The sequence below is a fragment of the Evansella cellulosilytica DSM 2522 genome (assembly GCF_000177235.2).
Classification (GTDB): domain Bacteria; phylum Bacillota; class Bacilli; order Bacillales; family Salisediminibacteriaceae; genus Evansella; species Evansella cellulosilytica.
This window is the reverse complement of the sequence record NC_014829.1, coordinates 31,705-45,668: the sequence shown is the minus strand read 5'-3', so window position 1 is coordinate 45,668 and position 13,964 is coordinate 31,705. Positions and strand designations below refer to the sequence as shown.

The following is a 13,964-nucleotide window of genomic DNA, read 5'->3' as shown; positions in this document are numbered from 1 at the left end:
TGAATCAACCTTTTAACAATGAAACGGGATCAGTTTCTAATAGTAGTTTAGCCATAGCAAAAAAATTTCTATAGCTTATATGAACCAACCTTGTTAACTATTCTTAATAATTACGAAATATATTATTGCTATACTAAAATTTTTTCATAATAATAATAATTATGCATTCTTTTCTGTTGACGGCATTAACGCTTCCTTCACTTTTTTAAGTCTATTTAAATAGTATCTATAACTACTATTATCTGTATCTGACGTAACGATGTCATGTTCACACTCAGTGCAAATAAAATAGTTTAATAAGTGTATTCCCTTACCTTTCTCTTCTTCACAAATTAAGCATTCTTTTAAACTCTCATACTTCTTTTCTTCTAATAAACTTTTCAATTTATCTCCACCTCCATTATTTATTATGGACTAGACTTCCTATTTTCATACATTTTTAATTTTATAAATAATCACAGTTCAACCTATGCTATCATCTTTGTATGTGTGATTATTACCTTATAAACTTCTAAATAAAATATTTTAATATAGTAACACAATAGTTTGTTAGTGAGCTCATTTGTAATGTTTTGCTTAGTCATTTTTACGTGTTGAGGTGTGCGGAGACGTTAGAAAATCTATTTTTAAGATCGTTAAACGAGCTATTTTTCAGAGGTTGCTCACCGGTATGATGTTTTTTGTGTTTCTTTGGGATTATTTTGTTAGTTTTTTTGGGGGATGCTTCTTTTGAATGGTGAATTGGCATGATTGAGCCACACTTGGTTATTGTTTGAGTTCTCGATAGTTTTTTGTGCTTGTTTAAAGGTTGAGGTTTGGGTTTTGGGACAGTATTGATTTCGTATGATGACCTTCGTTGGGTGTGGGTTGGCTTTTGGGGTAGCATTGGCTTCATATGGTGACCTTCGTTGGGAGCGGTTTTAGTTTTGGGGTAGCATTGGCTTCATATGATGACCTTCGTTGAGTGGGGATTCGTTTTTGGGGCAGCATTGCTTGCCTATGATTACCTTCGATGAGTGAGGATTAGCTTTTAGGGTAGCATTGCTTGCGTATGGCGACCATCGTTGAGTGAGGATTAGCTTTTGGGGTAGCATTGCTTGCGTATGATTACCTTCGATGAGTGAGGATTAGCTTTTAGGGTAGCATTGCTTGCGTATGATACACCTTATTTTGTTTTTCTTAAGATTTCATGTTTCATTACTCTCGTATGACACACTTTATTTCATTCCCACTACTTTCTCGCGTGTCATTGGCTTCGTATGATACACTTTATTCCGTTCCCACTTCTTTCTCGCGTGTCATTTGCCTCATATGACACACTTTATTTCGTTCCTCCCACTTTCTTATGCATCATTGCCTTCGTATGATACACTTTATTCGTTTCCACATACTTTTTCACGTGTCATTGCACTTCTATGACACACTTTATTTCGTTCCCACTACCTTCTCGCGTGTCATTGGCCTCGTATGATACACCTTATTCCGTTCCTCCCACTTTCTTATGCGTCATTGCCTTCGTATGATACACTTTATTCGTTTCCACATACTTTTTCACGTGTCATTGCACTTCTATGACACACTTTATCTCGTTCCCACTACCTTCTCGCGTGTCATTGGTCTCGTATGATACACCTTATTCCGTTCCTCCCACTTTTTCTTGCGTCATTACACTTGTATAAAACACTTTATTCTATTTCCACCATTATTTCCGCATCATTGCGCTCCTCCCTAAAAGAACACTCCTCATTCATTTCACCACATTTATCAAATAAAATCCTACCTTCGGTACACAAAAGTCCAAATCGTAAACAAATAAAAAAAGCCACTCTCTATTGAGAATGACTTTATCTGCCCAGCAACGTCCTACTTTCACAGGGGGAAACCCCCAACTATCATCGGCGCTGGAGAGCTTAACTACCGTGTTCGGCATGGGAACGGGTGTGACCTCTCCGCTATCGTCACTGGACTATTTATGAGAGTTTATCCTCTCAAAACTAGATAACATATTCTGATTAAATGATCGTCTTAGTAAAGTTTGGTTAAGCCCTCGATCGATTAGTATCTCTCAGCTTCACATGTCGCCATGCTTCCACATGAGACCTATCAACCTCATCATCTCTGAGGGATCTTACTCACTTACGTGATGGGAAATCTCATCTTGAGGGGGGCTTCATGCTTAGATGCTTTCAGCACTTATCCCTTCCACACGTAGCTACCCAGCTATGCTCCTGGCGGAACAACTGGTACACCAGCGGTGTGTCCATCCCGGTCCTCTCGTACTAAGGACAGCTCCTCTCAAATTTCCTACGCCTGCGACGGATAGGGACCGAACTGTCTCACGACGTTCTGAACCCAGCTCGCGTACCGCTTTAATGGGCGAACAGCCCAACCCTTGGGACCTACTTCAGCCCCAGGATGCGATGAGCCGACATCGAGGTGCCAAACCTCCCCGTCGATGTGGACTCTTGGGGGAGATTAGCCTGTTATCCCCAGGGTAGCTTTTATCCGTTGAGCGACGGCCCTTCCATACGGTGCCGCCGGATCACTAAGCCCGACTTTCGTCCCTGCTCGACCTGTATGTCTCGCAGTCAAGCTCCCTTATGCCTTTGCACTCTACGAATGATTTCCAACCATTCTGAGGGAACCTTTGGGCGCCTCCGTTACTTTTTAGGAGGCGACCGCCCCAGTCAAACTGCCCACCTGACACTGTCCCTGATCCGGATTACGGACCGAGGTTAGAATTCCAGTACAACCAGGGTAGTATCCCACCGACGCCTCCACCGAAGCTAGCGCTCCGGCTTCCAAGGCTCCTACCTATCCTGTACAAGTTGTACCAAAATCCAATATCAAGCTACAGTAAAGCTCCATGGGGTCTTTCCGTCCTGTCGCAGGTAACCTGCATCTTCACAGGTAATATAATTTCACCGGGTCTCTCGTTGAGACAGTGCCCAAATCGTTGCACCTTTCGTGCGGGTCGGAACTTACCCGACAAGGAATTTCGCTACCTTAGGACCGTTATAGTTACGGCCGCCGTTTACTGGGGCTTCAATTCAGAGCTTCTCCCGAAGGATAACCCCTCCTCTTAACCTTCCAGCACCGGGCAGGTGTCAGCCCCTATACTTCGCCTTACGGCTTGGCAGAGACCTGTGTTTTTGATAAACAGTCGTTTGGGCCTATTCACTGCGGCTCTCTCGGGCATACACCCTAATAGAGCACCCCTTCTCCCGAAGTTACGGGGTCATTTTGCCGAGTTCCTTAACGAGAGTTCTCCCGCGCGTCTTAGAATTCTCTTCCCGCCTACCTGTGTCGGTTTGCGGTACGGGCACCAGTCACCTCGCTAGAGGCTTTTCTTGGCAGTGTAGGATCAGGAACTTCGGTACTATAATTTCCCTCGCGATCACAGCTCAGCCTTATGACAAGCGGATTTGCCTACTTGTCAGCCTCACTGCTTCGACGCACATATCCATCAGTGCGCTTACCCTACCTTCCTGCGTCCCCCCGTTGCTCAAACGGTGACGTGGTGGTACAGGAATTTCAACCTGTTTGCCATCGCCTACGCCTTTCGGCCTCGGCTTAGGTCCCGACTTACCCTGAGCGGACGAGCCTTCCTCAGGAAACCTTAGGCTTTCGACGGAGGGGATTCTCACCCCTCTTTTCGCTACTCATACCGGCATTCTCACTTCCAAGCGCTCCACATGTCCTTCCGGTCATGCTTCAACGCCCTTGGAACGCTCCCCTACCACTGTCCGTAAGGACAATCCATAGCTTCGGTGATACGTTTAGCCCCGGTACATTTTCGGCGCAGAGTCACTCGACCAGTGAGCTATTACGCACTCTTTCAATGGTGGCTGCTTCTAAGCCAACATCCTGGTTGTCTAAGCAACTCCACATCCTTCTCCACTTAACGTATACTTTGGGACCTTAGCTGATGGTCTGGGCTGTTTCCCTCTTGACTACGGATCTTAGCACTCGCAGTCTGACTCCCGAGGATAAGTAAATGGCATTCGGAGTTTGACTGAATTCGGTAATCCTGTGGGGACCCCTAGTCCAATCAGTGCTCTACCTCCAATACTCTCACCTCGAGGCTAGCCCTAAAGCTATTTCGGGGAGAACCAGCTATTTCCGTGTTCGATTGGCATTTCACCCCTACCCACACCTCATCCCCGCACTTTTCAACGTGCGTGGGTTCGGGCCTCCATCCAGTGTTACCTGGACTTCACCCTGGACATGGGTAGATCACACGGTTTCGGGTCTACAACAACGTACTATGGCGCCCTATTCAGACTCGCTTTCGCTGCGGCTCCGTCTCTTCAACTTAACCTCGCACGTTATCGTAACTCGCCGGTTCATTCTACAAAAGGCACGCTGTCACCCATTAACGGGCTCCAACTACTTGTAGGCACACGGTTTCAGGATCTATTTCACTCCCCTCCCGGGGTGCTTTTCACCTTTCCCTCACGGTACTGGTTCACTATCGGTCACTAGGGAGTATTTAGCCTTGGGAGATGGTCCTCCCGGATTCCGACGGGGTTTCACGTGTCCCGCCGTACTCAGGATACACTCCGGAGGAAACAACGTTTCGGCTACAGGGCTGTTACCTTGTCTCGCAGACCTTTCCAGATCGCTTCACCTACGCTGTTTCTTTGTAACTCCGTATGGAGTGTCCTACAACCCCAAGAGGCAAGCCTCTTGGTTTGGGCTAATTCCGTTTCGCTCGCCGCTACTCAGGAAATCGCATTTGCTTTCTCTTCCTCTGGGTACTAAGATGTTTCAGTTCCCCAGGTCTGCCTTCTCATACCCTATGTATTCAGGTATGGATACCATCCCATTACGGATGGTGGGTTCCCCCATTCGGAAATCTCCGGATCAAAGCTTACTTACAGCTCCCCGAAGCATATCGGTGTTCGTCCCGTCCTTCGTCGGCTCCTAGTGCCAAGGCATTCACCGTGCGCCCTTTCTAGCTTAACCACTAAAAAGTGTGGCGTCTTACATTCGCCTTAACTAAGACACACAGTTGATTTCGTTAGAAGAATAGACTTCTATTGATATCTACTGGTGATCATTTAAATCAGTTTTTGTTATCTAGTTTTCAAAGGACAAATCGCACCACGCAAGTGTGCGATAATCAAGTAGTTGTGCTGTCTTTTGAGCTGATACGCGTTAGCGTTCAGCGAGCACAACGACTTTATTTTGAGAGTATGACCTCTCAAAACTAAACAAAAAGTCCAAAGCGAAGTTCGAAAGTAATGAGCTTTATGTTTCTACAGTTGTTGTAGAAAATAACTGCTCCTTAGAAAGGAGGTGATCCATCCCCACCTTCCGGTAGGGATACCTTGTTACGACTTCACCCCAATCATCTGTCCCACCTTCGGCGGCTGGCTCCAAAAGGTTACCTCACCGACTTCGGGTGTTACAAACTCTCGTGGTGTGACGGGCGGTGTGTACAAGGCCCGGGAACGTATTCACCGCGGCATGCTGATCCGCGATTACTAGCAATTCCGGCTTCATGCAGGCGAGTTGCAGCCTGCAATCCGAACTGAGAGTGGCTTTATGGGATTCGCTCGGCCTCGCGGCTTTGCTGCCCTTTGTACCACCCATTGTAGCACGTGTGTAGCCCAGGTCATAAGGGGCATGATGATTTGACGTCATCCCCACCTTCCTCCGGTTTGTCACCGGCAGTCACCTTAGAGTGCCCAACTGAATGCTGGCAACTAAGATCAAGGGTTGCGCTCGTTGCGGGACTTAACCCAACATCTCACGACACGAGCTGACGACAACCATGCACCACCTGTCACTCTGTCCCCCGAAGGGGAACGTCCTATCTCTAGGAGTGTCAGAGGATGTCAAGACCTGGTAAGGTTCTTCGCGTTGCTTCGAATTAAACCACATGCTCCACTGCTTGTGCGGGCCCCCGTCAATTCCTTTGAGTTTCAGCCTTGCGGCCGTACTCCCCAGGCGGAGTGCTTAATGTGTTAACTGCGGCACTAAGGGTATCGAAACCCCTAACACCTAGCACTCATCGTTTACGGCGTGGACTACCAGGGTATCTAATCCTGTTTGCTCCCCACGCTTTCGCGCCTCAGCGTCAGTTGTAGGCCAGAAAGTCGCCTTCGCCACTGGTGTTCCTCCACATATCTACGCATTTCACCGCTACACGTGGAATTCCACTTTCCTCTCCTACACTCAAGTCCCCCAGTTTCCAATGACCCTCCACGGTTGAGCCGTGGGCTTTCACATCAGACTTAAGAGACCGCCTGCGCGCGCTTTACGCCCAATAATTCCGGACAACGCTTGCCCCCTACGTATTACCGCGGCTGCTGGCACGTAGTTAGCCGGGGCTTTCTGGTTAGGTACCGTCAAGGTGCCAACCTATTTGAATGGCACTTGTTCTTCCCTAACAACAGAACTTTACAATCCGAAGACCTTCATCGTTCACGCGGCGTTGCACCGTCAGGCTTTCGCCCATTGCGGATGATTCCCTACTGCTGCCTCCCGTAGGAGTCTGGACCGTGTCTCAGTTCCAGTGTGGCCGATCACCCTCTCAGGTCGGCTACGCATCGTTGCCTTGGTGAGCCATTACCTCACCAACTAGCTAATGCGCCGCGGGCCCATCTCACAGTGTTAGGATTGCTCCCAACTTTTACAATAGAACCATGCGGTTCCATTGATCATCCGGTATTAGCTTCGGTTTCCCGGAGTTATCCCAGTCTGTAAGGCAGGTTGCCCACGTGTTACTCACCCGTCCGCCGCTGATCTCATAAGAGCAAGCTCTTAATTGATCCGCTCGACTTGCATGTATTAGGCACGCCGCCAGCGTTCGTCCTGAGCCAGGATCAAACTCTCCAAAAAATTGTTGAGTTCGATGTCTCTGACATCAAGCCAAATTTTGGCTAATTTTTAAATCTTATTGACGGGATATCCTTTCATCAATCGTATATACGACTAATGTGTCTATCCCACTTCGCTTGGCTTTTTGTTTAGTTTTCAAAGGTCAAAATTTGATGTTGTTGTTTTTGCAGCAACTCTTATACTATATCAGTAAAACAAATCACTGTCAACAACTTTTTTTATATTTTTGCCGCTCGTTTTGGCGACAAATAATAATATATCATTTACGCAAAACAAAGTCAACAGTTTTTATAAAATAAATAAAAGGCTGTTGACTATCATTTCTATTATGATATTAATAATAAATCAGCAAATACTAATGCTACTAGGCCAGGAATACCCAAAAAGCCTGAAACTGCAGCTGTAAATCCATTTATAGGTAAACTATAACCAAACATCGACCCGAAAGCATTTAAAAAGAATAACAGTAATGCACCTATTAATAATTTTACTGCCCCTTGACCTAGCCATCTTAACGGCTTCATTGGAGCACCTACTATTAATAGTAAAAAAATCAAAGCGCCTAATAACGATATGATAACGACTGGTTCCAACTGAACACCCCCTACATGTTTGCTAGACAGCGAATGGCCCCTATATTTATTTCCATTTTAATTCTGTACAAGCTTACTATGAATGTATGTCCAATTGTTTGAAAATATAACCTTTTACTTATTTCTCATTTTTGTTTTTCTTATACGCGCTTCTTTAAGTAAAAATAAGTATTTTGCTTTTTCAGTTAGCGCTTGGTAAATGACTTGGTTGTTTTGATCGACACTATTATTTATTAAAGCTTCTCTTTGATTCAAACTTTTTTTCAACTTAGCTAAATGCCATAAAAGATTAGCGTCCTCTTTTTCTCTCACTTTACCCTTTTTACTAAAGAACACAGCTTTCCCTCCAGTTCGTTAGATTTCTCTTCTACCCTCTATCGCCTTGGATAACGTTACTTCATCTGCATACTCGAGGTCTCCCCCTACAGGTAAACCATGCGCAATTCTCGTTACCTTTAATCCGGTTGGCTTTATTAACCTTGAAATATACATTGCCGTAGCTTCACCTTCAATGTTGGGGTTTGTTGCAATAATTACTTCTTGAATCGTATCATCTTGTAGTCTTTTCAATAAGTCAGGAATGTAAATATCTTCTGGTCCTATTCCATCAACTGGAGATATACAGCCATGTAGCACATGATATAAACCAGTATATTCCTTCATTTTTTCCATCGCGATAACATCTTTCGATTCCTGTACAACGCATAGCACCGTTTGATCTCGTCCATTATCCTCACATATTCTACACGGGTCTATGTCTGTAATATGATGGCAAACGGAACAATAAGTTAATTGTCGCTTCGCATTAACTAATGCTTTTGCAAAGTCTAATACGTCGTCTTCTCTCATATCTAATACATAAAACGCTAGCCTAGCAGCTGTTTTAGGACCAATTCCAGGTAATCGCATAAACCCTTCTATTAACTTCGATATCGGTTGAGGGTACTGCATGTCGACATCTTCCCTTCAATTTCTAAATGTAAAAACACTTATTAGTGCATTATATTATTGATAAAGATACAATTTTATTGTTCATAGAAAAGACTTGGTTTACACCAAGTCTTTTAAATTCTTTTAAATTATAATTAAAACAATCCAGGTATGTTCATACCTTTCGTAAATTTACCCATTTTTTCATTAACAAGCTCATCTACTTTTACTAATGCCTCATTTGTAGCTGCTAAAACTAAATCTTGGAGCATTTCAACGTCATCTGGGTCAACTACTTCTTCTTTAATTTGAATGTCTAATATTTTTTTCTCACCGCTAGCGATAACAGTAACCATACCGCCGCCAGCAGATGCTTCTACAGTTTCCTCTTTCAATTGCTCCTGTGCCTTTGCCATATCTTTTTGCATTTTCTGCATTTGCTTCATCATATTACCCATATTTTTCATATTAGTATAGCCTCTCTTCCTCTTTTTAATTTACTCTTTAATTTCTACCAAGTCTTCGCCAACTAACTTTAAAGCTTCATCAATAAGGGGGCTTTCCTCTTTATTACTTGCAGGCGCCTCACCATTATCAGCATCCAATTGATTTTGTTCCTTTAAAAATGCATCCTTCGTTTCTTCCCAGTGTGTTGATAATAGCGCTATTAAAGTAACGGATCGGTTCAGAAACGTCGCTAACGTTTTTTCTACCATATCTCTAAATTTATTATCAATCATATCACGATGCATTTCATTTTTGAAAGATAAAACTATTTCTTTTTCTGAGCAAGCTACTGGCTTACAATCGTTTAACCACGCTGATGCAGGAACACTTTGTTCCTTTATTTGTTCCATCACTTGTGGCCAAAACCCTTGAATAGACTGAAGGTGCTGTTTTGTCGCTTTTTGCAACATTCCTTTAGCACGACTTATTTGTGCCCTACTTTTCCCACTAGATTGTAACGGCTTTGGGCGAGAACGTGCTACTTCTTTTGTCTGTGTATTGTCTGCCTGTGCAGCAACTTGCCCATTTGCTATTTTTTTAAGCTCGCTCTCTAATTCAGTTACACGATTCAGTAACGCTTTTATTGTGTCGTTCTGGTCTAGCTCAGTAGATGAAGATGCATTTACAGGCGTTTTTAGTTGACATGCCTTTACTATAAACATCTCTAAAAATACTCTCGGATGATTAGACCATTTCATTTCTTGCTGAAAGTGATTCAATTGCTCCATAACGTTATAGATCCAGGCGGCTTCTAATTTTTCAACTATTTCCTTAAAACGTTCGTCGGTTAATAGCCTCTCTTTACTCTCCTCGAGTTGAGGCGCAGCTTTAAACATCAGAACGTCACGATAAAAAAAGATTAGATCTTCTAAAAAACGATTAGGATCTTTTCCTTCTTTAATAATGAGATCAACTGCTTCCAATCCTCCCGCAACATGACCTTCATTAAGTGCAAGTGCGACATCATAAAGAAGTTGCTGAGATACAGCTCCTATTATGGATAGTACATCATCCTCTGTTACAGATTCATCTGCATAGGAGATAGCTTGATCTAACAAACTCAAGGCATCTCGCATCCCACCTTCAGATGCTCGCGCAATTAATGATAAAGCAGCTTCCTCTACATGTACATGACTAGCTTCAATAATTTCTCGCATACGATCGATCATTGCTTGTGCACTAATTCGTTTAAAGTCGAATCGTTGACAGCGAGAAATAATGGTCAACGGTATTTTATGAGGTTCCGTCGTTGCTAATATAAAAATAACGTGCTTTGGCGGTTCTTCTAACGTTTTTAGCAATGCGTTAAAGGCTCCTGTAGAAAGCATGTGAACCTCATCAATAATATATACTTTATATTTTACTGCACTAGGAGCAAACTTCACTTTATCACGAATATCACGTATTTCATCAACGCCATTATTACTTGCCGCATCAATTTCCATTACATCAACGATCGTACCGTCTGAAATACCTTTACACGCAGCACATTCGTTACAAGGCTCAGTAACAGGTGCGTGTTCACAGTTTATCGCTTTCGAAATAATCTTTGCTGCACTTGTTTTACCAGTTCCTCGAGGCCCAGTAAATAAATAGGCATGGGAAAGCTTTTCTTCGATAAGTGCATTCTTTAAAGTTTTCGTGATATGCTCTTGGCCAACTACATCTGATAAACATGTCGGTCGCCAAACTCGATATAGTGCTTGATAGCTCATAAAGCGTACCCTTCCCTTCCTTATTACCGAAAACCTCTTTAATTTTTTTAAAAGTAATCGTTTCTACTCTTTCTCATTATACCGATTAACGTGTCCTTTTTCAAAATGAATCTCTCTTATAACATGATAAAGAAGACTGACAACTAGCTTCACAAGTTACCAGTCTATATTTGAACCATTGAAGAAGTTTGAAAGCTTTTCTCGCTACTAAGTGTGGTTATATTGCACCATCTAATTATAAAAAGTAAAAAGCTATCTGGAATACCAGATAGCTTCATTCATTATTATTAAAATGCCATGCACCTTCTGTCGATAATAGTATCATAAGCGTTACCTAAGCAGTTAGCTCGGATCAGGCGACTCTACGGCACACGGAAATGACTGCTTACTGCTGCTTCCTTCCGGACCTGACAGGGTTCACAGGTTTCCGTTGCGTAGAACCCAATCGTCAACACCACTTACTTAGGTCAGACCTTACAATACTAAAACCTCGAGAAGGGGTTCGGCCTCGCTATAGCGGATTGCGAGTACAGGGCACCGCTACCTCCCCGCTTAGCATGGCAAAGTTTATAACGTTGTTAGGCACCAGTTTTTGTGGTGCAAATAATAGTATAGAGGTTTTTTAGCTAATTTGCAATAGATGACGCCATTCAGTTTATGGAAGCTATGGTTAACTATTCCTTACCCTCATTCGTCTTTGCCGCTTCCTCTTCTACTTTCTTCAGCTTAGCAACTAATATATGGGGTGGTGTATGCATGACATGTTCAATGGGCATTTTTAGTTTCTCTGAAAACATTTTTGCCGTTTCAAGTGATATTTGGTTCGGTTTCATTATTACACCTCCAATGCTTATTCATACACTAGTCGGTCCCTTTCTTTTTCTGACGGAGCTTTTTAAAAAAATCTTTAAGTAGACGTGACGATTCCTCTTCATAAAGTCCACTCGTTACATATACTTGGTGATTAAGACGAGGCTCATCCAATAAATTCATTAATGAACCACAGCAACCAGCTTTCGGATCTGCTGCACCATACACGACTCTCTTCATACGAGATTGTACTATTGCACCTGCACACATTGGACACGGTTCTAACGTCACATATAATGTACAATCCTCTAATCGCCAGCTTCCAACTTCTTCACATGCTTTTTGTATGGCAATCAGTTCTGCGTGGTTTGTCACCATTTGCTGCTGTTCACGCAAATTGTGCCCTCTGGCAATAATCACATTATCACGAACAATGATAGCACCAATCGGGACCTCACCGATTTCCATTGCTTTTTCAGCTTCTACTAAGGCTTGTTCCATAAAAAATATATCTTCTTTACTTTGTTTTAAGCTCATACTCTCATCCTTATTCCATCATAACATATTTAGGTAAGGCTTTGTCTTATACATCATATACGATATAACTGAAAAAGAAAAACTCGTGCTTATGCACGAGTTTTAGTTTGAACTTTTTGGATCAAATGCGTCACGTAAGCCATCCCCAATGAAGTTAATAGCTAATACTGTTAGTAAAATAGCTAGACCTGCAGGTAACCACGCTTCCCAGTTATTTTCTAACATACGTAAACTGTTACCTTCTGTAATCATATTACCCCAAGTTGGTGTCGGTTGAGGTATACCAAAACCGATAAAGCTTAGTCCTGATTCGATAATAATCATCGTTGCCATCATTAACGTTGCGTTTACGATAATTGGACCAACCGCATTCGGTAAAAAGTGTTTAAATATAATTCTAAAATCCGAAGCCCCTATCGACCTCGCTCCGAGTATATATTCCTTCTCTCTTAAAGAAAGAAAAGTTGCTCGAATGAGCCTCGTTAATGTTGGCCAGGCGGTAAGTGCAATTACAGCAATAAAAATCACTATTGTGGTCCTTTCGAGTATTGCAACTACCGTTAAAACTAAGAGCATAAATGGCATGATCATCATTAAATCAGTAATCCTCATAATAATGCCATCTATTTTCCCTCCATAGAAACCTGCAATAGAACCTAATATGACTCCAATAACTACCGTAAAGAACATCGCAAAAAATCCAATTGTTAAAGAAACTCTTGAACCATGAACGAGCCTAGAAAAGTTATCTCTTCCGGAGCTATCTGTCCCTAGCCAGTTTTCACTACTTGCCTTCGCTTCTACATTATATCTTTCACTAGCCCTCGGATCGTGTGTCGCAATTTGATCTGCGAATATAGCAACGATAACGAAAAATAATAATATAAATATTCCAGCTATGGCTAATTTATTTTTTAGAAAACGACGCATCGCTAACTGAAAAGGACTTAAGCTTTTTTCAGGCTGTTCATTTACCTCAGGTGTTGGATCCATTTTGTTTTGTATTTGTGTTTGCATTAGCTCTCACCTCAATCGTAACGAATGCGCGGATCTACAATGGCGTAGAAAATGTCCGCTAATAAATTTCCAACAAGAATTGTTACCGCAAGAATTAAGTTAATGGCCATTATTACGGGGTAATCCCGATTCGTAATGGCGTTTAGAAACAATGTACCTAAACCAGGATAATTAAAAATTCGTTCTGTAATGATTGCACCACTTAATAACGTACCGAACTCTAAACCAAGTAAAGTTATGATTGGTATAAGAGCATTTCTCAATGTATGTTTATAAAGAACCGATTCATTACTAAGCCCTTTTGCTTTGGCTGTCCGTATAAAGTCACTACCTTTGACTTCTAATACTTCCGTTCGCATATACCTCATATATGCAGCTGTACTGGCTAGTCCCAACGTTAAACCAGGTAATACAAGGTGTCTTAATTTGTCAATGAAGAGCTCAAACCCGCTCAAGCCAATAGCCGATGTTGTACCTTGCGCAGGGAACCATCCCAAGGTCAAGGCAAATACATAGATCGCTAACAACCCTGCAAAAAAGTTGGGTGTTGCCAGACCTAAAAAGGCAAAGGTCGTAGCTCCATAATCAAAAAGTGAATATTTTCTATTCGCGGAATAAATACCTATCGGGATAGCTATTGCCAAGGTTACAGCTAAAGCGAATATTGAGAGGTAAAACGTATTCCATATTCTAGCCTGTATCAATTCCATTACACTTCTACCAGTATACTGTAGTGAATCTCCAAAATTTCCTTGTGCAACTGAAGTCAACCATCTCCAATACTGTACAGGAATAGGATCATTCAAACCAAGCGCTTCTCTTCTTTCCTCATAGACAGCTGGGTCAATATTCGGGTCAACTCTTTCACCCGACAACGGGTCACCTGGTGCCGCCATAGCAAGTGCAAACACTAAAACAGTGACAAGAAATAGCATTGGAATGAATTGAAGTATACGCCGCGCTATATATTTATGCATTCATCATTCCTCCTAAAAAATAAAAACAA

Annotated in this window: 10 protein-coding genes, 3 rRNA genes and 1 other RNA gene; all 14 read right to left on the bottom strand. The window is 42.6% G+C overall.

Annotation, left to right across the window (positions count from 1 at the left end):
- Positions 1-159: 159 nt before the first annotated feature.
- Positions 160-384, bottom strand: a complete 225-nt coding sequence (locus BCELL_RS00170) for a sigma factor G inhibitor Gin (RefSeq protein WP_013486663.1) — start codon at positions 382-384, stop codon at positions 160-162.
- Positions 385-1,850: 1,466 nt separating this feature from the next.
- Positions 1,851-1,966 (bottom strand): 5S ribosomal RNA (gene rrf, locus BCELL_RS00165).
- A gap of 69 nt (positions 1,967-2,035) precedes the next feature.
- A 23S ribosomal RNA gene (locus tag BCELL_RS00160) occupies positions 2,036-4,968 on the bottom strand.
- A gap of 326 nt (positions 4,969-5,294) precedes the next feature.
- A 16S ribosomal RNA gene (locus tag BCELL_RS00155) occupies positions 5,295-6,849 on the bottom strand.
- The 16S, 23S and 5S rRNA genes sit together here, the layout of an rRNA operon.
- A gap of 326 nt (positions 6,850-7,175) precedes the next feature.
- The gene (locus BCELL_RS00150; protein ID WP_013486662.1) at positions 7,176-7,442 is read right to left on the bottom strand and encodes a pro-sigmaK processing inhibitor BofA family protein; all 267 of its coding nucleotides are present in this window, start codon (positions 7,440-7,442) and stop codon (positions 7,176-7,178) included.
- A 114-nt stretch (positions 7,443-7,556) separates the two neighbouring features.
- Positions 7,557-7,778 carry a YaaL family protein gene (locus BCELL_RS00145; RefSeq protein ID WP_013486661.1) on the bottom strand — a complete coding sequence of 74 codons (222 nt, stop codon included), beginning with the start codon at positions 7,776-7,778 and terminating at the stop codon, positions 7,557-7,559.
- A gap of 18 nt (positions 7,779-7,796) precedes the next feature.
- Positions 7,797-8,393, bottom strand: a complete 597-nt coding sequence (recR, locus tag BCELL_RS00140) for a recombination mediator RecR (protein WP_013486660.1) — start codon at positions 8,391-8,393, stop codon at positions 7,797-7,799.
- 134 nt (positions 8,394-8,527) lie between these two features.
- A complete protein-coding gene (locus BCELL_RS00135; RefSeq protein WP_013486659.1) occupies positions 8,528-8,839 on the bottom strand; it encodes a YbaB/EbfC family nucleoid-associated protein in 312 nt (103 codons plus the stop codon).
- A gap of 30 nt (positions 8,840-8,869) precedes the next feature.
- Positions 8,870-10,594 (bottom strand): DNA polymerase III subunit gamma/tau, encoded by a 1,725-nt coding sequence (gene dnaX, locus BCELL_RS00130; protein WP_013486658.1) that lies wholly within the window; start codon positions 10,592-10,594, stop codon positions 8,870-8,872.
- A 295-nt stretch (positions 10,595-10,889) separates the two neighbouring features.
- An RNA gene (gene ffs, locus BCELL_RS21900) (signal recognition particle sRNA large type) lies at positions 10,890-11,155 on the bottom strand.
- Between the two features lie 113 nt (positions 11,156-11,268).
- Positions 11,269-11,427, bottom strand: a complete 159-nt coding sequence (locus BCELL_RS21895; RefSeq protein WP_013486657.1) for a YycC family protein — start codon at positions 11,425-11,427, stop codon at positions 11,269-11,271.
- A gap of 28 nt (positions 11,428-11,455) precedes the next feature.
- On the bottom strand, positions 11,456-11,941 hold the full coding sequence (gene tadA, locus BCELL_RS00125) for a tRNA adenosine(34) deaminase TadA (RefSeq protein WP_013486656.1): 486 nt from the start codon (positions 11,939-11,941) through the stop codon (positions 11,456-11,458).
- A 102-nt stretch (positions 11,942-12,043) separates the two neighbouring features.
- Positions 12,044-12,958, bottom strand: a complete 915-nt coding sequence (opp4C, locus tag BCELL_RS00120; RefSeq protein ID WP_013486655.1) for an oligopeptide ABC transporter permease — start codon at positions 12,956-12,958, stop codon at positions 12,044-12,046.
- 11 nt (positions 12,959-12,969) lie between these two features.
- Positions 12,970-13,935 (bottom strand): ABC transporter permease, encoded by a 966-nt coding sequence (locus BCELL_RS00115; protein ID WP_013486654.1) that lies wholly within the window; start codon positions 13,933-13,935, stop codon positions 12,970-12,972.
- Positions 13,936-13,964 lie beyond the last annotated feature (29 nt).